The following is a 21,275-nucleotide window of genomic DNA, read 5'->3' as shown; positions in this document are numbered from 1 at the left end:
CTAAGCACACGAGCCATCTTCACGACGCAAGATGACTTTTACCTAAAAGAAACCCAAACAAGTTCCGACTGCCATGTGAGTCCGTTAGTGTGGCGCTCGTGAAGGCAATTCGAAGATTTACAGTCCGTACCGTCCTCCCTGAGCCCATTCGGCCCCTGGCCCGCTTGGCGACCAACTTGCGCTGGTCCTGGCACCGGCCCACCAGGGAACTTTTTGCGAGCCTTAACCCGGCTCTCTGGGAGGCCGCGCAGCACGACCCCATCGCCCTCCTGGGGTCCATCAGCAGGGAGCAGCTGCAGGACCTGGCCAGCAACGGCGAAGTCGTAAACCGGGTGCAGGAAGCTGCAGCCGATCTGGACCGCTACCTCAGCGAGCCCCGCTGGTACCAGGGCCTGGGTGAAGAAGCCCCGGCCTGCATCGCTTACTTCTCGCCGGAATTCGGCATCACCGAGGTTCTCCCCCAGTACTCCGGTGGCCTGGGCATCCTCGCTGGTGACCACCTCAAAGCCGCATCGGACCTCGGGGTGCCGTTGATCGGCGTCGGGCTCCTTTACCAGGCCGGCTACTTCAAGCAGTCGCTCTCCCGTGACGCCTGGCAGCAGGAAACGTACCCGGTACTGGACCCGGACGGCCTGCCGCTGACGCTTCTGCGCCAGCCCTCCAAGGACGGCGTTCCCGGCAAGCCGGTGCACATTTCGCTTCCGCTCCCCAACGGCCGCGAGCTTCACGCGCATGTTTGGCGTGCCGACGTCGGACGCGTTCCGCTGCTGCTGCTGGACTCCAACGTCCCCTCCAACGACGAAGCCGCGCGCGGCATCACCGACCGCCTGTACGGCGGTGGCGGCGATCACCGCCTCCAACAGGAACTGCTGCTGGGCATGGGCGGCGTCAAGGCCCTGCGCGTCTACCAGGAACTGACGGGCACACCCGCGCCGGAAGTCTTCCACACGAACGAAGGCCACGCAGGATTCCTGGGAATCGAACGCATCCAGGAAGCGATGTCCGACGCGACTGATCCCCTCACGTGGGACGAAGCCCTCGCTGCAGGACGTGCATCCACCGTCTTCACCACGCACACCCCCGTACCGGCAGGGATCGACCGTTTCGAGACCCTCCAGATCAAGCACTTCTTCGAAGCCGGGCTCGCCCCTGCTGTGCCTGTGGACCGGATCCTGGAACTCGGCCGGGAAAACTACGACGGCGGCAACCCCTCCGTCTTCAACATGGCAGTCATGGGCCTGCGCCTCGCCCAGCGCGCCAACGGCGTGGCCAAGCTGCACGGCGTGGTCTCACGGGAAATGTTCTCCGGCCTCTGGCCCGGATTCGACCACTCCGAGATCCCCATCACGTCCGTGACCAACGGCGTCCATGTTCCCACCTGGGTGGACCCGCGGATATCGACCCTGGCACGGCAACAATTCGGCCCAGAAGCCGAAGCCCTGGGCCGTTGGGACCTCGCCTACAACGTCAGTGACGAGGACGTGTGGGGACTCCGCAAGCAACTGCGTACCCAGCTCGTCGAAGACGTCCGACGCAGGCTGCGCGCGTCATGGAAGACACGCGGCGCTGCCGACGCCGAGCTTGGCTGGACGGACAACGTACTGGATCCGGACGTGCTGACCATCGGCTTCGCCCGACGCGTGCCCACCTACAAGCGACTCACGCTCATGCTGCGCGACCCCGCGCGTCTGAAGGCCCTCCTCCTGGACCCCAAGCACCCCATCCAGTTGGTTATCGCAGGCAAATCCCACCCCGCAGACGACGCCGGCAAGAAAATGATCCAGGACCTCGTCCGGTTCACCGACGACCCCGAAGTGCGCCACCGGATCGTGTTCCTCCCGAACTACGACATCGCCATGGCCCGCACCCTCTTCCCCGGCTGCGACGTCTGGCTCAACAACCCACTGCGGCCGCTGGAAGCCTGCGGCACATCCGGGATGAAGGCAGCCATCAACGGCTCACTCAACCTCTCCGTCCTGGACGGCTGGTGGGACGAAATGTACGACGGCGAAAACGGCTGGGCGATCCCCACAGCCAACAACGGCGCATCCGCCGACGAACGCGACGACATCGAGGCTTCCGCACTCTACGAGCTGCTGGAAACCCAGGTAGCACCGCGCTTCTACGGAACCACCGTGGCCCAAGGCGCCGGCGCAGCAGGACCCTCCGAATCCAGCCGCGAAACCGTGCCCACCCACTGGGTGTCCATGATCAAGCACACCCTGGCGAACCTGGGTCCGGCAGTCTCAGCCGAACGCATGCTCCACGACTACGTCAACAACCTCTACTGCCCCGCAGCAGTAGCCGGGCGCAGGGCCACCGCAGAATCCTTCAAGGAAGCCAAGGAACTCGCGGCCTGGACCTCCAAGGTCCGCAGCGCCTGGCCCGAGGTCGTCGTGGAACACGTCGACTCCGTCGGGGTGTCCGAAGAACCCCAGGTCGGCGACACCCTGCAGGTCAACGCCTACGTGGCACTGCACAACCTGACACCCGACGACGTCTCCGTGGAAGTAGCGTTCGGACGCGCCGAGGAATCCGACGAGCTCGAGGACATCGTCGTAGCCGAACTCGAGTCCCTGGAAAACCTCGGCGGCGGACGCCACCTCTTCCACGGCGACCTGGTTATCAACCGCTCAGGCTCCTTCGGCTACACCGTCCGCGTGTTCCCGAAGCACTCGGCGCTGGCTTCCAAAGCTGAACTGGGGTTGATCGCGAACGCCTAGTCCGTCCTGTGTCCCAATCGGGTGACCCCGACCCTCCGCGTGTACCCCACCGTCTCCCTAGCCTCGCAAGCTCGGCCAGGGAACCCTGACGGTGTGGGCCCACTTTGCGCTTTTGACGCACGCTTCCGGGTCGGTGTCACCCGATTGGGTTTTGTCTGCCGTGCCGCGCGGTCAATTCCGCTTTTGTGGCGCCTCGTGTCCTTCGGGTTCTCGGAGGTCCTTGCAGGAGTGTGCGGTCTTTCGTTCTTTAATTTTCGAAGACGGCGATGACGGCGAGGTCGCGGCCTGCGTAGCGCTCTGCGTCTTGGAGGATTTCGCAGACTACGGCGAAGGAGCGGTCCGTGCGGTAGGTCGCTGGGACTTGCCAGATCATCGTGACGGGAGTTCCGCCGTCGTCGGACAGGGCGTCGGCGAAGTCATGCAGGGAGTCATTGAGGGCGTCCAGGTTCACGCCGTAGTACTCCGGGAAGTCCAGGACCTGGGCGAAGACTTCCAGGACTGACTGCTTTGTTGCTGCCGGGGGGACCATCACGGTCCTGCGCCCTGCATCTGCTACCTGGTCCTGAAGTTCTTCGAGGGTCCAGGTGTCTGCGGAATAGATCTTCATGGGTTCCTACTTGCCTTCGACGATGAATTTGAACGATTGGTAGTGGTCTGCGGTGTAGTACTTCGCCGTGTCCTTGCCAACAATGATTCGGCGGGCGCCGCGGTTGGACGCACCAGGTGTTTCGACTGTGTATTCCTTGTAGAAGCCGCTGGATTTCTTGGGCAAGAGTCCTTCGAAGTTGCCGAAGTTTCCGTCGTCTTCCCGGTACGGGTAGGGGCCGCCTTTCGCGATCAGGGCAAGCGTCTGTTGCGCTTCCTTGGGCAGCTGCGAGGCGTTGATGGTGGGCAGTGCAGAAGGGTTTGCCACGGACGGCGGCGTTGACGCGGAGCCAGGCTCCGCCGTCGTGGTTTGTGTGCTGAACGCTCCTTGAGGGGCTGTCAGCGGGCCGCCGCCCACCATTGCGACCACAAGCGCGACGACGGCAATCACCAGCGCTGCGAAGGCCAGCAGCTTGCTGCTGCTCCGTTTCATGCAGGGACTCCTAGGTGCGGTAAATGTTGATGGTGTTGGCTTGCAGGATATCCCGCTCGCCTGACGCCACCAGCGCACCCTTCCGGCGTTCATGCAGCACCGAGGTTGTGAACCGGAGTTCGAACATACGCTTGCCGATGCCCGTTTCACTGAGGATCTCGGGAAGCACCATCTTCACGTCCTGGTTGCTGCCGTTCACCACGACCAAACCGCGGATTTCGCTGTCCTCGTGCCCCATCAGGAGCTGGATGGAGCGCGCGTTGGGATCATTCCAACGCGCGGGCGTCATGCGCTTTCCCTTGTCGTCGAACCACTGCAGGCTGGAATCATTAGTGTGGGCCGGGAAGTTCTCGGGCTGGTTGCGCAGGAACCACCGGCGGAGCCTCACAAGCTCCCTGGTGGTCTGGAACATGGCGTTGGCTTCCTGGGTACGGCTCCAATCCAGCCATGCCGTGGGATTGTCCTGGCAGTAAGCGTTGTTGTTGCCGTGCTGCGTGCGGCCCATCTCATCGCCGGCGGTGATCATGGGAACGCCAATGGACAACAACAAGGTAGCCATCAGGTTCCGGACGGAAAGTGCGCGGGCCGCCACGATTTCCTCGTTCTCGCTGCGGCCTTCAACGCCATGGTTGTAGCTGCGGTTGTCTCCGTGGCCATCGCGGTTCTGCTCGCCGTTGGCTTCGTTGTGCTTGCGGTCGTAGCTCACCAAGTCCTTGAGCGTGAAGCCGTCGTGTGCGGTGATGAAGTTGACAGAGGCCAAGCGCGTGCGGCCGGACGGCGCGAACAGGCTCGCCGAACCTGCCATTAATTCAGCCAACGACGCGACTGAGCCGCCTTGGCCGCCAGCCTCCATGGCAGCGCGATCGGAGAGCCAGAAGCGCCGGACGCCGTCGCGGAAATGATCGTTCCAATCGGACCATCCCTGTGGGAACCGCCCTGTCTGCCAGCCGCCGTAACCCACATCCCAGGGCTCGGCAATGAGCTTGACCTCTGACAGCACCGGATCCTCGGCAATGGCCCGCAGGAAGGGATGGTTGGGATCGAATTGGTTGCCAGCGTCCCGGCACAAGGTCACGGCGAGGTCAAAGCGGAAGCCGTCCACGTGGAAATCATTCACCCAGTACCTCAGGGAATCCAACGCCAGGTCCACCACCACGGGATCGCTGAAATCCAAGGTGTTGCCGCATCCAGTGGTATCCAGATAGCGCCCATGTGCATCGTGCCGGTAGTAGCGCTTCTCCGCGAGGCCACGGAAACTCAACGCGGGCCCGTCCGGTCCGGCTTCCGCGGTGTGGTTATAGACCACGTCCAGAATGACCTCGATGCCGGCCGCGTGGAGCAACTTGATCATGCCCTTGAGCTCGTCCTGCACAGCATGCGGTCCGGCGTTCCGCGCAGCCTCGGTGGCGTAGTCGGAGTGAGGGGCAAAGAAGGCCGCGGTGTTGTACCCCCAGTAGTTCGTCATGCCCAGGTCCTGGAGATGGGACTCGTCCAGGTGGAAGTGGATGGGCAGGAGTTGCACGGCAGTGATTCCAAGCTCGGTCAGATGCTGGATCATCACGGGGTGTGCCATCCCGGCATAGGTGCCGCGGAGGTGCTCCGGGATGTCCGGGTGAAGCATCGTCTGGCCACGGACGTGGGCCTCGTAGATCACCGACGTACGCATGGGTGTCCGCGGCGGCGCGTCGTCTCCCCAGTCAAAATCCGATGCCATATGGACACTCGTGAGGAATTCGCCCCGCTGATCCACAGCGCGACCATAGGGATCCAGCAACAGTGACTGTTCGCCGTCGTCATCAACATCCAGTGCCGGTACTGACATCGGCAGCCCGCCCTCAGCTGGAGCGGCGCGGAAACCGTAGCGTGTGCCCGGCGGCATGCCGCTGACGATGCCAAAGTGCACACCGTCCTCCAGATTGGGAAGGGTGTGAACCCGCCAACCATCACCCGGTGCCTGGTACGCCACTTCAACGCGTTCCAGGTCCGGAGCAAACACGGCCACGTTCACGTTGTCTGTCTGCTGGGTGACGGCATCAAAGAAGTCGGGCTGGGGCTTGCTCAGTCCGAGGGGCCTGGGGCGCGACGCATCCAGGGCGGCTGCTGGGTCCAAAATAGGCATAACCATTGCTTGCAAGTTTAGTTCCATACAGGAAGAGTGCTGAGTCAGCCTCCCGTGTGACGGCGCGCACCACGTCAAATTTCCGGTACGTACCGGCCGCGGTCGTAGTTCCGGGCCGCTCACGTGCTGGAACGCTTTGCCGGGGCAACAGCACATTCGTATCGGCTCCCCCGAATGTGTCGCTGCGGCTGTAGGTTGACTGCAGCCTTGCCATACTGGGACTGACAGAACTGGAGGTTCAATCGTGCGCGTTGCACTCGCTCAAGTCATCACCGGCCGGGACCTGGCTGACAATCTGCGGCTTCTGGAAGAGTACGCCCGCCGCGCCAAGGACGGCGGCGCGGAGCTTGTTGTTTTCCCCGAAGCAATGATGCGCGCGTTCGGTAACTCCCTGCTGGACATCGCCGAACCTCTTGACGGCCCCTGGGCAAGCCGGGTGCGCGAGCTCGCCAACGAATTGCAGCTGGTGATCGTGGCCGGCATGTTCACGCCCGGCTCTGCTTCGGATTCCGGCGGGCGCCGCGTGCGGAACACTCTCATGGTCACAGGCCCCGGCGTGGAGACCAGCTACGACAAGATCCACCTCTTCGACGCGTTCGGCTTCGCGGAATCGGACACGGTTGAGGCGGGAACAGACCCAGTGACGTTCAACGTCGGCGGCGTCACCTTTGGTTTGGCCACCTGCTACGACATCCGTTTCCCGGCACTGTTCACAGCCAACGCGTTGCGCGGTGCCGTGGTGAACATCGTGGCGGCATCGTGGGGAGCCGGACCGGGCAAGGCCGATCAATGGCAGCTCCTGTCCCGCGCCCGGGCGGTGGACACCACCACGTTCGTGCTTGCCTGTGGCCAAGGAGATCCAACTACGCAAGGTGTTGAGGTCAAGGGTGCCGCGCCAACGGGAGTGGGGTACTCCGCCGTCGTGTCCCCCTTCGGACAAGTCCTGGAAGCCCTCGACGGCGAACCTGGCCTCCTCTTCGCCGACCTCGACCCCGCCGTGGTGGAAGAAGCCCGCCAGAAGCTCCCGGTCCTGGCCAACCGCCGCGACTTCTGACGTTCTCTCACATCCTGCGGCTTCTGGGCCGATCTTCTCTCACATCCTGCGGCTCCTGGCCGGACCTTCTCTCACATCCGCCCAAAGGGGACCGGACCCCCCGCGCCCGCGCCGGGTGCCGCCGTCGTCGTCATTCCTGAAGAACAGCAAAGGCTCCCCCACGATGACGACGTGAGAGAGCGCTTGCCGAAACGGTCAGGAAGTGAACGAGCATCCGTAAAAAACCCGCGGGAAGCGATAGAGCATCGGCAAAAAAGCCGCGGGATGTGAGAGAACATCCAGGGGTGGCGCAAGCGGCATCCGGAAGCGTGCGTCAAAGCGACGAAGGAGCAGCACGCGGAGGATGGCGCTTGCGGCGCCTTTGTCGCGGACTGGCGCTAGCTGGCACGCTGCCTCGACACCTCGTACAGCGAGATGCCCACGGCCATGGATGCGTTGAGCGACTCCATGGCGGAGTCGATCGGGATCGAGACGATCTGGTCGCAGTTTTCGCGGACGAGCCGGCTCAGGCCCTTGCCTTCTGAGCCGACCACGATGCAAACGGGCTCGGTGGCTACCGTGAGGTCGGGCAGTGAGACGTCGCCGTCGCCGTCCAGTCCGAGCACATAGATGCCCATGTTCTTGAACTGCTTGAGGGCGTTGTTCAGGTTGGACGCGCGGGCCACGGGTACGCGGACTGCTGCGCCGGCACTGGTCTTCCATGCCGATGCCGTGACGCCGACGGACCGGCGCTCGGGGACGATGACTCCGTGGCCACTGAACGCGGAGACTGAGCGGATAATCGCGCCGAGGTTGCGGGGATCGGTGATGCCGTCGAGGGCAACGAAGATCGGGGCGTTGGAGATGTGCCCCTTCTTCCACTTGGCGATGGTGGTCTCGGCGAGGTCGTAAGCGTCCTCGTACTCGTACGGCGGGATCTGCAGTACCAGGCCCTGGTGGACTGCGTCCTCGGTCATGCGGTCCAGTTCGGGCTTGCCGGTTTCGAGGAGCGGGATGCCGCGCTCTGCTGCAAGCTTGAGGGACTCCTTGACGCGGTCGTCCATTTCGATGCGGATCGCAACGTGGAGGGCCTTGGCGGGGATGCCGGCGCGCAGCGCTTCCACTACCGAGTTGCGCCCAGTGACCAGCTCTTCAGTTGCGCGACCCTTGGGGCCGGAGCGGGCGCCGGTACCCGGGCGTGCCGGACCGCGCTTGGCAGCCGAACGCTCGGAAAGCTGCTTGTTCTTGTAGGCCTTGTGGTAGGTCCGCTCCTCGGCCTTAGGGGTTGGCCCCTTGCCTTCGAGGGCCTTGCGACCGTGGCCTCCGGTACCCGTGGAGGGGCCCTTCTTGCTCTTGCGGATTGCACCCGGGCGACCGTGGTTGGCCATTCTGTCCACCTTGCTTGAAATTAATGAGTCTGCATTCCAGTCTACTGACCCAATGCAATTCGGCGGTGGCGGCGGTTTGTCAGTCGCGTTTCAGGCTCCAGGTAGCGCCTTCCGCACCATCTTCGACGACGACCCCGGCGGCCGCGAGCGTGTCGCGGATGGCGTCGGACGCGGCCCAGTCCTTGTTTGCTCTGGCGGCGGCGCGGGCCTCGAGTTGTGCTTCCACCAAAATCTCCAATGCCGCGTGTTCGCGGCTCTGCACGGCCTCCGGGCGCTTCACGGAATCCAAGCCAAGGACAGTTGTCATGGCGTGGACGCTGGAGAGGGCGTCTTTTACGGCGCCAAGGTCACCGGCAGCCAGGGCTGTGTTGCCAGCCCGAACGGTCTCGTGCAGGACACCGAGCGCCTGCGGGACGTTAAGGTCATCGTCCATAGCAGCTACGAAGGCAGCCGGCATCGCGGCCTGGGCACCCTCGGCGTAGCTCGTCGGCTCACTGACCTGCTGCCCCACCTTCGCCGCGGCTTTGGCAATGAAGCCATCAATGCGTTCGACGGCGGCGGCTGCTTCCTGCAGCGACGTAGGCCGGTAGTCCAGCACCGAGCGGTAGTGGGCCTGCCCAAGGTAATACCGGACCACCCGGGGCGAGGCCAACTCAAGCATTTCGGCGGGACTCACCGTGTTGCCGATGGACTTGGACATCTTTTCGCCCTCGTAGGTGACCATCCCGTTGTGCATCCAGAAATTGGCGAATTCGTCGCCTGCAGCCTGGGACTGGGCCATCTCGTTTTCGTGGTGCGGGAAGCGGAGGTCCAGTCCCCCACCGTGGATGTCGAAGCGCGTGCCCAGGTATTTGGTGACCATGGCGGAGCATTCGAGGTGCCATCCGGGTCGTCCCGCTCCCCAGGGGGATTCCCATTTGGCGGTGACGGGTTCGCCGTCCTTGTAACCCTTCCACAGCGCGAAGTCGCGCGGATCCCTCTTCCCGCGAGGGTCGGCGTCGGGAGCGCCTTGCATGTCATCAATGTTCTGCCGCGTCAGCGAACCGTACTTGCTCCAGGAACGGACGTCGAAGTAGACATCTCCGGAGTCGTCCAGCGCTGGGTAGGCATGGCCGCGGTCGATCAGTCGCTGGATCAGCGCGTGCATTTCCGGAATGTGCCCGGTGGCACGGGGCTCGTACGTCGGCCGCTGGACGCCGAGGGATTCGTAGGCGTTCTCGAATTCCTGCTCGTAGCGGTAAGCCAAAGCCCACCACTCCTCGTCTTTCCGCGCCGTCGGCTCGGCAGCCCACTCGGGGCCGAAGGATTGCTCGGACTTGGCCAGGATTTTGTCGTCGATGTCCGTGACGTTGCGGACTACTGTGACGCGAAGGCCACGGAATTCGAGCCAGCGCGTCAGCTGATCAAACGCGATTGCCGACCTGACGTGCCCAACGTGCGGCATGCCCTGGACAGTAGCCCCGCAGTAGTACACGCTGGCCTTGCCCTGTTCGAGGGGAACGAAGTCGCGGACTTCGGCGGAGGCGGTGTCATAGAAGCGCAGGGTCACCGCTCCAGATTAGCCGATGACGCGGCGTGACTTGCCTACTTGCAGTACTCGCCGATTTTGTTGAAATGCACGGTCAGCTGTTGTTGCTGTTCCTGAGTGGTTGCTCCCAGCGAGGAAGCCGCCGCTTTGTCCATGATGGCGGCCATCTCCTTGATGGGATCGCCGATTTCCGGAGCCAGCTTGTCCGCGATCTCGTGATAGTGGGCAGCGATCTGCTTGGACTGCTGCTGTTGGTTGCCGTCGGGTTTGAAGGTGTCATTGTTGAGGAACTCGCAACTGGCCTTCACATCCATCTTCGGCGTCCCTGCACAGCCGCCGAGCAGGAGCGCAGCAGCCACACTCGCGGACAAGAGTACGGCGGAACGCACGACGCCGGAACGCACCTTAGTCATTCAGCCCACCTTCAGTGGAACCGGGCTGGGTTTCTCCTTGGACGGGGTAGACGAGGGCGGTGGCAATCGCAGAAATTCCTTCACCGCGGCCAGTAAATCCCAAACCATCGCTGGTGGTGGCTGTGACGCTGACTGGTGCGTTCGCGGCTTCGGTCAGGACCCTTTGGGATTCTTCGCGGCGGGGGCCGAACTTGGGGCGGTTGGCTACAAATTGGACGGCGACATTGCCGATCTCGAACCCTGCGGCCCTGACTATCCGCGCAGCCTCACCGAGGAGTTTTACCCCGGAGGCACCAGCGAACTCGGGGCGGTCAGTGCCGAAGTGGGTGCCAAGGTCACCAATTCCACACGCGGAAAACAGGGCGTCGGCAGCCGCATGGGCGACGCAATCGCCGTCGGAATGTCCTGACAGCCCCTGCTCGCCTTCCCAAAAGAGGCCACCCAACCAGAGCGGCTGGGGATCGTCCTCCGGTGCGAATGCGTGCACGTCGACGCCGATTCCCGTACGAGGCAGGACCGGGTGTCCGGGAAGGCCTGCAGCTTGCGGAGCCGCCATCAGCCTTCCACCCAGCGCATTCCGAGGGGGCCCTCCAGGAGGCCTTCGGCAATGATGAGATCCAAGGGCGTAGTGATCTTCAGCGATTGGCTGGCCCCGCGGACTGCGTGGACCGGAACGCCCAGAAGCTCAACCAGCATGGCGTCATCCGTGACTGCGGCGGCCTGCTTGTCATCAAAGAGCTCGGCAGCGTCGTGCGCGCGGCGCAACGTTGCGAGGTCGAAGCCCTGCGGCGTCTGAACTGCCCTGAGCTGTTCCCGGGGTGCTGTTCCCGTGACAACTTCCGGGGCGATGCCGGAGTCCGAAGCGCTGGTCTGGGCCACGGTCTTGATGGTGTCCACCACAGGCATGGCCGGAATGACGGCCTTGGCGCCGGAAGCCAAAGCATCGGCTACGCGCTGGAATACGCGCTCGGGGGTCAGCGCGCGGGCTGCGTCATGGACGAGCACGGCTTCGGTGCCGTCTTCCAAAGCAGCCAAAGCAGCGCGGACGGAGTCAGCACGGGTGGACCCGCCGTCGACGACTGTTATTTCGGGGCCGCCGTCCACCAGTTCAACCGTGAACTCAGCAATCAGTTGGCGGAGTTCCGCATCCCCCTTGGGCACTGCAACGCAGATCTGACGCGCAACATCGGCAGCGACAACGCCACGAAGGGCGTGCATCAGGATAGTTTCGCCACCGAGAGGAACTTTGGCTTTGGGCATGCCGTAGCCCAGGCGCTCGCCCGAGCCGGCAGCCACCACGATCACCGCCGTAACAGCGCGTTTGGAAGGAATACTCATGCGCCCAAGGTTATGCGGAATGTGCATGGAAAACCCACATGCCGGGTAATTCCGCTGCTGCGGCTACTTTGTGGCAAAAAGAAACCCGGCGGCGCTTTCGCACCACCGGGGATCAATTCTTAGGAAGCCAAGACCTCGTCAAGAACGCTTGCTGCCTTCTCTTCGTCTGTCTTCTCAGCCAGGGCCAGTTCTGAAATCAGAATCTGCCGCGCCTTGGCCAGCATGCGCTTCTCACCTGCGGAAAGGCCGCGATCGTGATCACGACGCCAAAGATCGCGAACGACCTCCGCCACCTTGATGACATCGCCCGAAGCAAGCTTCTCCAGGTTTGCCTTGTAACGACGTGACCAGTTGGTAGGCTCTTCAGTGAACTCGGCGCGGAGAACGTCAAATACGTGCTCCAAGCCTTCTTTGCCCACTACGTCCCGGACCCCAACAAGGTCAACGTTCTCTGCTGGAACTTCAATGGTCAGATCACCCTGAGCCACCTTGAGCTTGAGATACATCTTCTCTTCGCCCTTGATGGTGCGCATCTTGATTTCCTCAATTTTTGCTGCACCGTGGTGAGGGTAAACTACTGTCTCGCCGACCTCAAAAACCATGTGGACTTTCCCCTTTCCCGCAGACTAGTCTATCACGATTAAGGCATACGACTGGCACCGGACGGGGCCTCCAGCCGCGCCAATAAAGGGAAATAGGCCCCAAACGAGCTCACGATACCCCTTGACGTGAGCCCCGAAAGATGCTTCACGGAAGCAAGCTGCGCGTCGGATCTTCCCGGTCGCGTTCGCCACAATGCCTTCTCGAATCCTTATTTCGGCCGCTTTGCCGATAGGCTATGGCTGAAAAGTGTTCCAATGACTCTTGAGGAGTAGGTGTCGTGCGCATTACTGCGATGAACCCTGTCCAGCGCGGCAAGCTGGCAATTGCGGCGGCTGCAATCGGCGTCGGTCTTCTGTCCGTTACCGGCTGCGGCTTCGTCAACGCCCAGCAGACTTCCCACCAGTACTCAGCATCGGACGGGATCAGAGCAGATCTCGGCCAGCTGCAGTTGCGCAACATGCTGATCGTCGCCTCCGGCGAGAACCAGCCCGGCCGCGTGATCGGCGCAGTGTTCAACAAGTCCAACTCGGATGCAACCCTGACCATCAGTGGTGCAAATGGGGCCCAGACGGAGATTCCCGTCAAGGCCAACTCGGAGACGTACCTGAATAGCGAATCCGACGCCGCGGTCCTTAGCTCCGCGGGCACCAAGCCCGGTGGACTGAGCCCGGTAACCATTCGCAGCGGTTCGGACACCGCAAAAATCAACGTTCCCGTCGTTGATGGCACGCTCCCTGAGTACAAGGAATACTTGCCCTCCTCGAGCGCCTCGGCAACTCCGTCTTCGACTTCCACGGCAACGTCGACTGCAACGCCGACCGCCACCGAATCTGCAGCTGCCGGCCACTAGCAGGCTGGCTACAAGCAAAGACAACAAGGAAGGGTTCCGCTTCGGCGGAACCCTTCCTTGTTGTTGTCTTGACAGTCTGCTGGCTAAATGCCGACTGACTTAGCTTTACGGCTCGAACTTGTAGCCCAGTCCACGCACCGTCACCAGGTACCTCGGAACGGACGGATCCGGCTCAATCTTGCTGCGCAGGCGCTTTACGTGGACATCAAGGGTCTTGGTATCGCCTACGTAGTCTGAACCCCACACGCGGTCGATCAGCTGGCCCCGGGTGAGCACACGCCCGGAATTGCGGAGCAGCATTTCAAGGAGTTCAAATTCCTTCAACGGCAGTGATACTTGCTCGCCGTTTACGCTCACCACGTGGCGCTCAATATCCATGCGGACGGGTCCGGCCTGCACGGTGGAGGTGATCAGCTCTTCGGGTTCACCCTGCCTGCGGAGCACTGCACGCACCCGCGCTACGAGTTCGCGTGAGGAGTACGGCTTGGTGACGTAATCGTCTGCACCCAGCTCCAGGCCAACCACTTTGTCGATCTCCGAGTCCTTGGCGGTCAGCATGATCACCGGCACGCTGGAACGCTGGCGCAGTTGACGGCACACCTCCGTGCCCGGCGTTCCAGGCAGCTGGAGATCCAGCAGGACGAGGTCGGCCCCATTCCGGTCGAATTCCACCAAGGCGTCGGTGCCGTTATCCACTACCTCGACGTCGAAACCCTCTTTGCCCAAAAGGTAGGACAGGGGGTCGCTGAAGGACTCTTCGTCCTCCACTATCAAAATCCTGCTCAAGCGCTGGCTCCTTGCTCTTGGGCGCCGCCGGCGCCCCTTATTGATTCCCGTAATGCGGTTGATTCGCGTGATGCGGTTAATTCGCGTGATGCGGTTAATTCGCGTGATGCGGTTGCTGAGTCGCGTGGTGGGTTTCGACGGCGGCACCCCCCGCTGGTAGCTCCGGGGACTCAGCAGTGGACGCAGCATGAGTCGGGAGGCCGGCGTCGTCGTCCTGGCCTTCCATCTCGGGCAACCGGATGGTGAACGTTGAGCCTTGACCAGGCTGGGACCACACGGTGACCTCGCCACCATGGTTGGACACAACATGCTTAACGATGCTGAGGCCCAGGCCGGTGCCGCCGGTATGCCGGGAGCGTGCAGCGTCCACCCGGTAGAAGCGTTCGAAGACGCGTTCCTGGTCCTCCGGGGTGAGGCCCTCGCCCTGGTCCGTGACTGAAATAGCCACGACGCCCTCCCGCGTCCGGACTCCAACACCCACCCGGGTGTTCTCCGGCGAGTAGCGGATGGCGTTGTCGATCAGGTTGCGCAGGGCGGTGACCAGCAGGTCCCTGTCACCGAACACCAGGGAATCTGAATGGCCACCCACCAGGATCTGGATATTCTTGCTCTCGGCCGGGAGCTGCGAGCGGTCCACTGCCTCGGTAATCACAGTGTTGATGTCCACCGTGTGGCCTTGCTGGGCAACATTTGCGCCCTGAAGCCGGGAAAGCTCAATGATGTCCTGGACCAGCGCTGCGAGGCGTCCGGATTCCTTATGCATGCGTTTGGCGAAGCGGCGTACCGCTTCCTCGTCATCAGGCGAGGCTTCCAATGCCTCGGCCAGGAGCGATATGGCGCCAACCGGTGTCTTGAGTTCATGGGAAACGTTGGCCACGAAGTCGTTGCGGATCTCCTCCGTGCGGGTGATCTCGGTGCGGTCGTCGGCCAGGAGCACGATGTACTCCCAACCGAGCATGGCTGCCCGGACCTGAACCACGATGGTGCCCTTGCCGAGCGGTCCGCGGGGAAGTTCGTACTGCTGCTCCAGGATCACGCCATCGCGGCGGACCTTTGCGGTCATGTCCAGGAGCTGCTTGTGAACCACGGTGTGGCCGCGGACCAGGCCGTAGGCGTACGCTGCGGGACTCGCGCGGACCACGCCATCGATTGCATCGACCACCACAAACGCGCGGCCGACGACGGCAAGCACCTCCGCTGCACCTTCCGGAAGCAGGGGCTCGGTAACATCCAGGTCCACGATCCTGCGTTGCCGCTCGCTGATCCTGAAAGCGAGCATGCCAAAGACGCCCAGCGACAGGCCAACCAAGCCTGCAACGACACCTATAAGCAACGGATCCACGTGTCCAGCTTATGCTCTTGAATCTCGCCAAAGTGTTGATCCGGTGCCAAACGGGGGCGGTTCAACTAACGTTCATCTAAAGGTGCGCAACCGTTCACTGGCTCCTGACACAGTTACTGGTTGGACTGCCAATGGTATTTGAAATCCGCGCCCCACCATGGGACAGGATTTCCAAGGAAAGGACGCCTTAGTGCGCAAGGTTTTTCAGGAGGAGCTCACCCAGGTCGGTGACGACCTCGTCGAGATTTCCAAACTGGTTCACGAAGCAATCACGAAGGCCACTACGGCCTTCGAAGGCGCCGACGTCGATCTTGCCCAGGACGTCATCGCTGCAGACGCACGCATCGACTTCCTGCAGAACAGCCTCGACGAACGTGCCATCGACATCCTGGCATTGCAGGGTCCCGTTGCCAGCGACCTCCGCATGATTGTTGGTTCGCTCCGCATGAGCGCATCGCTGGAGCGGATGGGTGACCTCGCCCGACACGTAGCGCAGCTGGCCCGCCTCCGCTACCCCGCCACCGTCATCCCGGCGTCGCTGACCCAGACCTTCAAAGCGATGGCCCAGCACGACATCGACATCACGGCCAAGGTCATCGAACTCCTCCAGACCCGCAATCTTGAGGTGGCCCGGGACATCCTCAAGATCAACATCGCCGTGGATGACCTCCACCTCAGCGTCTTCAAGGCAATCGCCTCCCCGGACTGGAACGAGACTGCTTCCACCACCGTGGATGTGGCCCTGGCCAGCCGCTACTTCGAGCGCTTCGCCGACCACGGCGTCTCCGTTGCCCGCAAGGTCACGTACCTCGTCACGGGCGAATGGCACGGGCCGCCGTCGTCGATTAAAACCGCTTCGTAGCTGGTGCCGCGGGCGAGCTGCGTCCAAGGGAGGAACGACCGAGCAGCCGCCGCGGCAGTAGCGGAGAACCTATTTCTTGCCCTGGTTGGCTACAGCCAGAATCGCATCTGCTGCTGCCTCGGGGTCCAGGTACGTGCCGCCCGGGTTGATCGGCTGGAAGTCCTCGTCCAGTTCGTAGACCAGCGGGATGCCCGTGGGGATGTTCAGTCCTGCAATGGCGTCATCGCTGATGCCATCAAGGTGCTTGACCAGGGCGCGCAGGGAGTTGCCGTGCGCGGTGACCAGGACAGTCTTGCCAGCCTTGAGGTCTTCCTTGATGTCCGATTCCCAGTACGGGAGGAGGCGGACAAGGACGTCCTTGAGGCATTCGGTGCGCGGAAGGGCGTCACCGAGGTCCTTGTAGCGGACGTCGTGTGCCTGCGAGAATTCGCTGTCGTCGGACAGGGGCGGCGGCGGGGTGTCGTAGCTGCGGCGCCATTCCATGAACTGCTCTTCGCCGAACTCGGCGAGGGTCTGGGCCTTGTCCTTGCCCTGCAGCGCACCGTAGTGGCGCTCGTTGAGTCGCCAGTCGCGCTTGACGGGGATCCAGCCGCGGTCGGCCTTGTCCAGTGCCATGTTGGCAGTGTTGATGGCCCGCTTCAGGAGCGAGGTGTACAGGATGTCCGGGAGGATGTTGTTCTCAACCAGGAGTTCCCCACCGCGCACTGCTTCTTCGCGGCCTTGGTCGTTCAGGTCTACGTCCACCCAGCCGGTGAACAGGTTCTTGGCGTTCCAGTCGCTGTGGCCGTGGCGCAGCAGAATCAGCTTGTAAGTCATGGTTTTCATCCTAGCCGAGGGGTCCCGTGCCTTGCCGGGCGTTACGTTTCTCAACGCGAGGTCACTTATGGCCCATTAGACGGCTCCGAACGGGCCATAAGTGACTCCGCGTTGCAGGATAAAGTGGGGACCGTGGTGCAAAAAGCGGAACGGGTCAGTACTTCCCGAAGTCGAAGTGGGAAGCCTGTTGGCAACGTCACCCGCGGCACCACCAATCCCAACCGTATGCGCCGCCTGGATAGGTGGCTCGCCGGTCCGCAGGCGTGGCGGCTCCGCGCCGCCGTCGACCCTTTGGTTGTGGACCTGGGCTATGGCGCTTCGCCAGCCACCGCCGTCGAACTTTTTGAGCGTCTTCAGGCCGTTCGTGCCGATGTGCGCGTCTGCGGAATCGAGATCGAGCCTGACAGGGTGCGAACCGCTAAGGCGCTGGAACGTCCCGGGCTCAGCTTCCACGTGGGTGGTTTCGAACTGCCGGTTCCCGGTGACCCCATAGTTGTGCGGGCCTTCAACGTGCTCCGTCAGTATGAGGAAGCCGACGTGGCCGGGATCTGGCGGCTGGTTCAATCCCGCTTGGCTCAGGGCGGCCTGTTCATTGATGGCACCTGCGATGAAATCGGCCGGTGCGTTACGTGGGTGGCCTTGGATCGGGAACGGCCCCGGAGCCTCAGTTTCTCAGTGCGGTTTGRCAATTTCGAGCTGCCGTCGGAAGTGGCCGAGAGGCTGCCTAAGGCCCTTATCCACCGTAATGTACCTGGCGAACCCATCCATACATTCCTGCAGGCCATGGACAAGGCCTGGCTGGAAGCGGCGCCGCTGGCATCGTTCGGCAATCGGCAGCGCTGGACAGGAATGTGCCGCTTACTGCGCGACGCCGGATGGCCGCTTCAGGATGGTCCGTCGCGGTGGCGCCTGGGTGAAGTTACGGTGGACTGGGACGCGGTTGCGCCGAAGGCTGTTTACCAGGGGCCGTAAGGACCGACGTTGCGGTTGCCGCCGCTGCCTGCTTCCCGGACTGCTGGACGGACGTCCGCAAGGTACACACAGGAAGCCGTCACCGCGGCGATGCCGAACAGGCCGAGGCCGCTTCCACCGCTCAAGAGGGTCAGCGCGCCGATGGCAAAGGCAACGCCGGTAAGGGCCAACCAGAACGTCTTGGTGCGCTTGGATGCGGCCACGAACAGCGTCGGCCGGTGGCGCAGGCAATCCACAAAAGCCCACAGTTCAAGGACAACGGCCACCAAGCCAAGGATGAAGTAGACCGCGTTGGTGACAATCGCGATCAAGAATTTTCCGTCCACGCCCCTTAGCCTAACTGTCCAACGACTTCAGTGCTTGCTCAAGGTCGGACCAGAGATCTTCCACGTTCTCGATCCCGACGCTCAAACGGACCAGGTTCTCCGGGACACTGACCGGCTCAGCTGCGTGCCGGCGTCGACGTTCGATCAGCGACTCAACCCCGCCCAAGGATGTCGCCGGGAGCCAGAGCTGAAGCGCACGGACCAAGTCGTCGGCAGCTTCGGCGCCAGTGCGCGCATCGTCTCCGGCGATTTGGATGCAGAGGATGGAACCGAAGCCCTTCATCTGGTCCTTGGCGCGCTCATGCCCCGGATCCGTCGTGAGGCCCGGATAACGGATGGACTCGACCCTCGGATGGGTGCTGAGGCGCTCGGCCAGCACTGCCGCAGACGCCTGCGAACGCTCGATCCGCAACGCGAGGGTGCGTAGTCCCCGCAGCGCCAGCCACGCTTCGAAGGGGCCGGCGATGCCGCCGTGGATGATGCGGTGGTGAAGGAGCGTGGCCCGCAGTTCCGGGTTGGAGGTCACCAAGGCGCCCAGGACGACGTCGGAATGGCCCGCCAGGTATTTGGTCACCGAGTGAAGCACGACGTCGGAGCCCAGGCTCAGCGGCTGCTGCACCAACGGCGTGGAGAAAGTATTGTCCGTGACTACGATCGCGCCTACAGCATGGGCGGCGTCGGTGAGCGTCCGGACATCGGCAATTCCGAGCATGGGGTTGGTGGGACTTTCCAGCCAGAGCAGGTCCGCGGCTTTGCCATCTGCCGGGCTGATCAAGGCCTTCACTGCGTCCGTGTCCGTAATGTCCACAATCCGGAGGTCCAGGAAGCCCTTCTCCGCGAGTTCGGTCGCCATGACCAACGAGCCCGAGTAACTGTGTGATGGCATGACAACAACGCCACCGGCAGGTACCAAGGAGAGGGCCGAGCTGACGGCAGCAAGCCCGGATGCATACAGCAAGCCGGGCAGCGCAGCGCCTTCCAGCTTGCCCAGGGCGTCCTCGAACGGGTCCCAGGTGGGGTTGGCGTAGCGACCATAGCCGCGATCGCCGTCACCCAGAGAACCAGTTCCAAAGTATGTGGAGGACAGGACGATGGGCGGATTGACCGGCTCATCGTGTTTACGCTCGGGGCGGCCCGCAGCCACCACAACGGTTTCCGGGGACAAATCGGCAGCGCGCTGATCGGAAAGGCTCATGGTTTCAGGGTAGTCGTGGGCGAGCCTGTGGATGAAAGCCGTTACGGTTTGCCCCTGATCGGTAGGCTAGACAAGTGAGTATTCAGAGCCCCGGTCTTTTCATCGCGTTCGAAGGCGGAGATGGAGCCGGCAAGTCCACCCAGGCTGCCCGGCTCTGCGACGCCCTCGAATCACGGGGCCTGTCCGTGGTGCGCACCCGTGAACCCGGCGGGACTCCCATTGGTGAAAAGCTGCGCTCCCTTGTCCTGGACCATGGCCACGGCACCATCGACGCCCGCACCGAGGCCCTGATGTTCGCGGCGGCCCGGGCAGCGCACGCCAGCCAGGTGATCCGCCCGGCGCTTGCAGCAGGGCGGGTGGTCATCACGGACCGCTACATTGATTCGTCTGTTGCCTATCAAGGTGCTGGCCGTGGGCTTGGAGCAGAGGGTGTGTTGTCCCTTAACGAATGGGCCACGGAAGGCCTGCATCCGGACCTGACTGTACTGCTCGACGTCGAGCCCTCCGACGGCCGCGAACGCCGCACCGCCGGCGCGGCTGCTGAGGATCGTTTGGAATCCGAACCCGACGCGTTCCATGCCACCATCCGCCATGCCTTCCTCGACCTCGCAGCCGCTGCTCCCTCGGGTTACCTGGTGCTGCCGGCCAAGTCCGACATTGCCTCGCTGGCCGCGCAGATCCTTGAACGGGTGGAGGCCTTGCTGGCTGAGCGCGGGCTGGGCGAGCGGGTTTCAGGGAACCATCTGTGAGCGTCTGGGACGACCTCCAAGGCCAGGCACCGGTCGTTGCCCAACTGAAGCAGGCAGCGCAGGGCGAATCCGGCCTCACTCACGCCTGGCTCTTTACCGGCCCTCCGGGATCGGGCCGTTCCAATGCCGCCAAGGCTTTCGCCGCCGCGCTGAACTGCGAGCAGGACGACATCACTTTGCGGGGCTGCGGCGAGTGCGCCGCATGCCACACGATCCTCGGCGAGACCCATTCTGATGTCACGTTCGTGCGGACCGAAAAGGTCACCATCACCATTGACGAGGCCCGCGAACTTGTTTCAAAGGCTGGTGACCGCCCCGCCACTGGCCGTTGGCGGATCATCATCGTTGAGGACGCGGACCGCATGGCGGAACGAACCACCAACGTCCTGTTGAAGGCCATCGAGGAACCGACTCCGCGTACCATCTGGATGCTGTGCGCACCATCGCCCGCGGACGTATTGGTCACCATCCGTTCGCGCTGCCGTCCCGTCAGTCTGCGCCTTCCGCCAGCCTCCGACGTCGCCGCACTGCTGGTGAGGCGCGACGGCATTGATCCCGAACTCGCGGACCGGGCAGCGCGTGCCGCGCAAAGCCACATCGGGATCGCCCGCCGCCTGGCCCGGGATGCGGACGCCCGCGAACGCCGCCTCGAAACGGTTCGCATCCCGCTCGGACTCCGCGGGGTTACGGCAGCGGTGATGATGGCGGAGAAGCTCGTCAAAATCGCCACCGATGAAGCCAACAGCTCCAATGATGAGCGCGACGCCGCCGAAAAAATCGCGCTCCTGGCAAGCCTTGGTGCCCCGGAGTCGGGCACACTGCCACCGTCCATGCGGAGCCAGGTGAGGCAGCTTGAGGACGACCAAAAGCGCCGTGCCAAGCGCTCCATCACGGACTCGCTGGACCGCACGCTGACAGATCTGTTGTCCTTCTACCGGGACGTCCTGATCATCCAATTGGGGAACGCGGTAGAGCTGGTCAACGTTGAGCTCAAGAGCGATCTTGAAGAATACGCCGCCCGCTCCACCCCGGAAGCGACCCTCGCCCGGATGGACGCGATCAACAAGGCCCGTGTCCGCATTACCACCACCAACGTTGCGCCGCTGTTGGCGGTCGAGTCCATGGCGACGAGCCTCATCCAGCAATAGGAGAAT

21 protein-coding genes are annotated in these 21,275 nt (G+C 63.0%); 7 read left to right on the top strand and 14 right to left on the bottom strand.

Annotation, left to right across the window (positions count from 1 at the left end; genetic code table 11):
* Nucleotides 1–98: 98 nt before the first annotated feature.
* The gene (glgP, locus tag AB4Y87_RS13245; RefSeq protein ID WP_442004790.1) at nt 99–2,723 is read left to right on the top strand and encodes an alpha-glucan family phosphorylase; all 2,625 of its coding nucleotides are present in this window, start codon (nt 99–101) and stop codon (nt 2,721–2,723) included.
* Nucleotides 2,724–2,970: 247 nt separating this feature from the next.
* On the opposite strand, the gene AB4Y87_RS13240 is transcribed toward glgP, so the two are convergent.
* Genes AB4Y87_RS13240 through glgX form a run of 3 tightly spaced genes read right to left on the bottom strand, consistent with a single transcriptional unit; the run spans nt 2,971 to nt 5,926 of the window.
* Nucleotides 2,971–3,330, bottom strand: coding sequence for a barstar family protein (locus tag AB4Y87_RS13240; RefSeq protein ID WP_442004789.1), 360 nt, complete (start codon nt 3,328–3,330; stop codon nt 2,971–2,973).
* 6 nt (nt 3,331–3,336) lie between these two features.
* Nucleotides 3,337–3,801, bottom strand: coding sequence for a ribonuclease domain-containing protein (locus tag AB4Y87_RS13235; RefSeq protein WP_442004788.1), 465 nt, complete (start codon nt 3,799–3,801; stop codon nt 3,337–3,339).
* A gap of 10 nt (nt 3,802–3,811) precedes the next feature.
* Nucleotides 3,812–5,926 carry a glycogen debranching protein GlgX gene (gene glgX, locus AB4Y87_RS13230; RefSeq protein ID WP_442004787.1) on the bottom strand — a complete coding sequence of 705 codons (2,115 nt, stop codon included), beginning with the start codon at nt 5,924–5,926 and terminating at the stop codon, nt 3,812–3,814.
* Between the two features lie 238 nt (nt 5,927–6,164).
* Between glgX and AB4Y87_RS13225 the strand changes: the two genes are divergently transcribed.
* The gene (locus AB4Y87_RS13225; protein ID WP_442004786.1) at nt 6,165–6,974 is read left to right on the top strand and encodes a carbon-nitrogen hydrolase family protein; all 810 of its coding nucleotides are present in this window, start codon (nt 6,165–6,167) and stop codon (nt 6,972–6,974) included.
* Between the two features lie 377 nt (nt 6,975–7,351).
* On the opposite strand, the gene rlmB is transcribed toward AB4Y87_RS13225, so the two are convergent.
* From rlmB to AB4Y87_RS13195, 6 genes are all read right to left on the bottom strand, one after another.
* The gene (gene rlmB / locus AB4Y87_RS13220; RefSeq protein WP_442004785.1) at nt 7,352–8,341 is read right to left on the bottom strand and encodes a 23S rRNA (guanosine(2251)-2'-O)-methyltransferase RlmB; all 990 of its coding nucleotides are present in this window, start codon (nt 8,339–8,341) and stop codon (nt 7,352–7,354) included.
* 79 nt (nt 8,342–8,420) lie between these two features.
* Nucleotides 8,421–9,890 carry a cysteine--tRNA ligase gene (gene cysS / locus AB4Y87_RS13215; protein WP_442004784.1) on the bottom strand — a complete coding sequence of 490 codons (1,470 nt, stop codon included), beginning with the start codon at nt 9,888–9,890 and terminating at the stop codon, nt 8,421–8,423.
* A gap of 35 nt (nt 9,891–9,925) precedes the next feature.
* On the bottom strand, nt 9,926–10,282 hold the full coding sequence (locus AB4Y87_RS13210; RefSeq protein WP_442004783.1) for a hypothetical protein: 357 nt from the start codon (nt 10,280–10,282) through the stop codon (nt 9,926–9,928).
* A complete protein-coding gene (gene ispF, locus AB4Y87_RS13205; RefSeq protein ID WP_442004782.1) occupies nt 10,275–10,838 on the bottom strand; it encodes a 2-C-methyl-D-erythritol 2,4-cyclodiphosphate synthase in 564 nt (187 codons plus the stop codon). Before ispF ends, AB4Y87_RS13210 begins: the two co-directional genes overlap by 8 nt.
* Entirely contained in the window at nt 10,838–11,620 is a 783-nt protein-coding gene (gene ispD / locus AB4Y87_RS13200; RefSeq protein ID WP_442004781.1) for a 2-C-methyl-D-erythritol 4-phosphate cytidylyltransferase, read from the bottom strand. Before ispD ends, ispF begins: the two co-directional genes overlap by 1 nt.
* Nucleotides 11,621–11,739: 119 nt before the next feature.
* Nucleotides 11,740–12,222 carry a CarD family transcriptional regulator gene (locus tag AB4Y87_RS13195; protein ID WP_011690592.1) on the bottom strand — a complete coding sequence of 161 codons (483 nt, stop codon included), beginning with the start codon at nt 12,220–12,222 and terminating at the stop codon, nt 11,740–11,742.
* Between the two features lie 293 nt (nt 12,223–12,515).
* On the opposite strand from AB4Y87_RS13195, the gene AB4Y87_RS13190 reads away from it, so the two are divergent.
* Complete coding sequence (locus tag AB4Y87_RS13190; RefSeq protein WP_442004801.1) at nt 12,516–13,073, top strand: hypothetical protein; 558 nt, start codon at nt 12,516–12,518, stop codon at nt 13,071–13,073.
* A gap of 105 nt (nt 13,074–13,178) precedes the next feature.
* Here AB4Y87_RS13190 and AB4Y87_RS13185 read toward each other — a convergent pair whose 3' ends face one another.
* Both AB4Y87_RS13185 and AB4Y87_RS13180 read right to left on the bottom strand, forming a co-directional pair.
* The gene (locus AB4Y87_RS13185; RefSeq protein WP_216921232.1) at nt 13,179–13,859 is read right to left on the bottom strand and encodes a response regulator transcription factor; all 681 of its coding nucleotides are present in this window, start codon (nt 13,857–13,859) and stop codon (nt 13,179–13,181) included.
* A 94-nt stretch (nt 13,860–13,953) separates the two neighbouring features.
* Entirely contained in the window at nt 13,954–15,192 is a 1,239-nt protein-coding gene (locus AB4Y87_RS13180) for a sensor histidine kinase (protein ID WP_442004800.1), read from the bottom strand.
* Nucleotides 15,193–15,391: 199 nt separating this feature from the next.
* Between AB4Y87_RS13180 and phoU the strand changes: the two genes are divergently transcribed.
* A complete protein-coding gene (gene phoU, locus AB4Y87_RS13175; RefSeq protein ID WP_442004780.1) occupies nt 15,392–16,063 on the top strand; it encodes a phosphate signaling complex protein PhoU in 672 nt (223 codons plus the stop codon).
* Between the two features lie 69 nt (nt 16,064–16,132).
* Here phoU and AB4Y87_RS13170 read toward each other — a convergent pair whose 3' ends face one another.
* The gene (locus AB4Y87_RS13170) at nt 16,133–16,879 is read right to left on the bottom strand and encodes a phosphoglyceromutase (protein WP_431118414.1); all 747 of its coding nucleotides are present in this window, start codon (nt 16,877–16,879) and stop codon (nt 16,133–16,135) included.
* Between the two features lie 132 nt (nt 16,880–17,011).
* Between AB4Y87_RS13170 and AB4Y87_RS13165 the strand changes: the two genes are divergently transcribed.
* Nucleotides 17,012–17,851 (top strand): class I SAM-dependent methyltransferase, encoded by an 840-nt coding sequence (locus AB4Y87_RS13165; protein WP_442004779.1) that lies wholly within the window; start codon nt 17,012–17,014, stop codon nt 17,849–17,851.
* On the opposite strand, the gene AB4Y87_RS13160 is transcribed toward AB4Y87_RS13165, so the two are convergent.
* Together AB4Y87_RS13160 and AB4Y87_RS13155 are read right to left on the bottom strand one after the other, a co-directional pair.
* Nucleotides 17,836–18,177 (bottom strand): DUF2516 family protein, encoded by a 342-nt coding sequence (locus AB4Y87_RS13160; protein ID WP_216921243.1) that lies wholly within the window; start codon nt 18,175–18,177, stop codon nt 17,836–17,838. The genes AB4Y87_RS13165 and AB4Y87_RS13160 overlap by 16 nt on opposite strands.
* A 10-nt stretch (nt 18,178–18,187) precedes the next feature.
* A complete protein-coding gene (locus AB4Y87_RS13155; protein ID WP_442004778.1) occupies nt 18,188–19,372 on the bottom strand; it encodes a trans-sulfuration enzyme family protein in 1,185 nt (394 codons plus the stop codon).
* A 74-nt stretch (nt 19,373–19,446) separates the two neighbouring features.
* Here AB4Y87_RS13155 and tmk point away from each other — a divergent pair, with 74 nt between their 5' ends.
* Both tmk and AB4Y87_RS13145 read left to right on the top strand, forming a co-directional pair.
* Nucleotides 19,447–20,121 (top strand): dTMP kinase, encoded by a 675-nt coding sequence (gene tmk / locus AB4Y87_RS13150; RefSeq protein WP_442004777.1) that lies wholly within the window; start codon nt 19,447–19,449, stop codon nt 20,119–20,121.
* A complete protein-coding gene (locus AB4Y87_RS13145; protein WP_442004776.1) occupies nt 20,118–21,269 on the top strand; it encodes a DNA polymerase III subunit delta' in 1,152 nt (383 codons plus the stop codon). Before tmk ends, AB4Y87_RS13145 begins: the two co-directional genes overlap by 4 nt.
* Nucleotides 21,270–21,275 lie beyond the last annotated feature (6 nt).

The organism is Paenarthrobacter sp. RAF54_2 (assembly GCF_052113945.1).
Taxonomy (GTDB): domain Bacteria; phylum Actinomycetota; class Actinomycetes; order Actinomycetales; family Micrococcaceae; genus Arthrobacter.
The sequence above is the reverse complement of the archived record's forward strand: the minus strand, read 5'-3'. Positions and strand labels throughout refer to the sequence as shown.

Coding starts and splice junctions, on each gene's coding strand:
- ispD (WP_442004781.1), bottom strand. CDS start 11,620: ATGAGTATTCCTTCCAAACGCGCTGTTACGGCGGTGATCGTGGTGGCT.
- AB4Y87_RS13195 (WP_011690592.1), bottom strand. CDS start 12,222: ATGGTTTTTGAGGTCGGCGAGACAGTAGTTTACCCTCACCACGGTGCA.
- AB4Y87_RS13155 (WP_442004778.1), bottom strand. CDS start 19,372: ATGAGCCTTTCCGATCAGCGCGCTGCCGATTTGTCCCCGGAAACCGTT.
- ispF (WP_442004782.1), bottom strand. CDS start 10,838: ATGGCGGCTCCGCAAGCTGCAGGCCTTCCCGGACACCCGGTCCTGCCT.
- AB4Y87_RS13190 (WP_442004801.1), top strand. CDS start 12,516: ATGAACCCTGTCCAGCGCGGCAAGCTGGCAATTGCGGCGGCTGCAATC.
- AB4Y87_RS13240 (WP_442004789.1), bottom strand. CDS start 3,330: ATGAAGATCTATTCCGCAGACACCTGGACCCTCGAAGAACTTCAGGAC.
- AB4Y87_RS13210 (WP_442004783.1), bottom strand. CDS start 10,282: ATGACTAAGGTGCGTTCCGGCGTCGTGCGTTCCGCCGTACTCTTGTCC.
- glgX (WP_442004787.1), bottom strand. CDS start 5,926: ATGGTTATGCCTATTTTGGACCCAGCAGCCGCCCTGGATGCGTCGCGC.
- AB4Y87_RS13170 (WP_431118414.1), bottom strand. CDS start 16,879: ATGACTTACAAGCTGATTCTGCTGCGCCACGGCCACAGCGACTGGAAC.
- rlmB (WP_442004785.1), bottom strand. CDS start 8,341: ATGGCCAACCACGGTCGCCCGGGTGCAATCCGCAAGAGCAAGAAGGGC.
- AB4Y87_RS13235 (WP_442004788.1), bottom strand. CDS start 3,801: ATGAAACGGAGCAGCAGCAAGCTGCTGGCCTTCGCAGCGCTGGTGATT.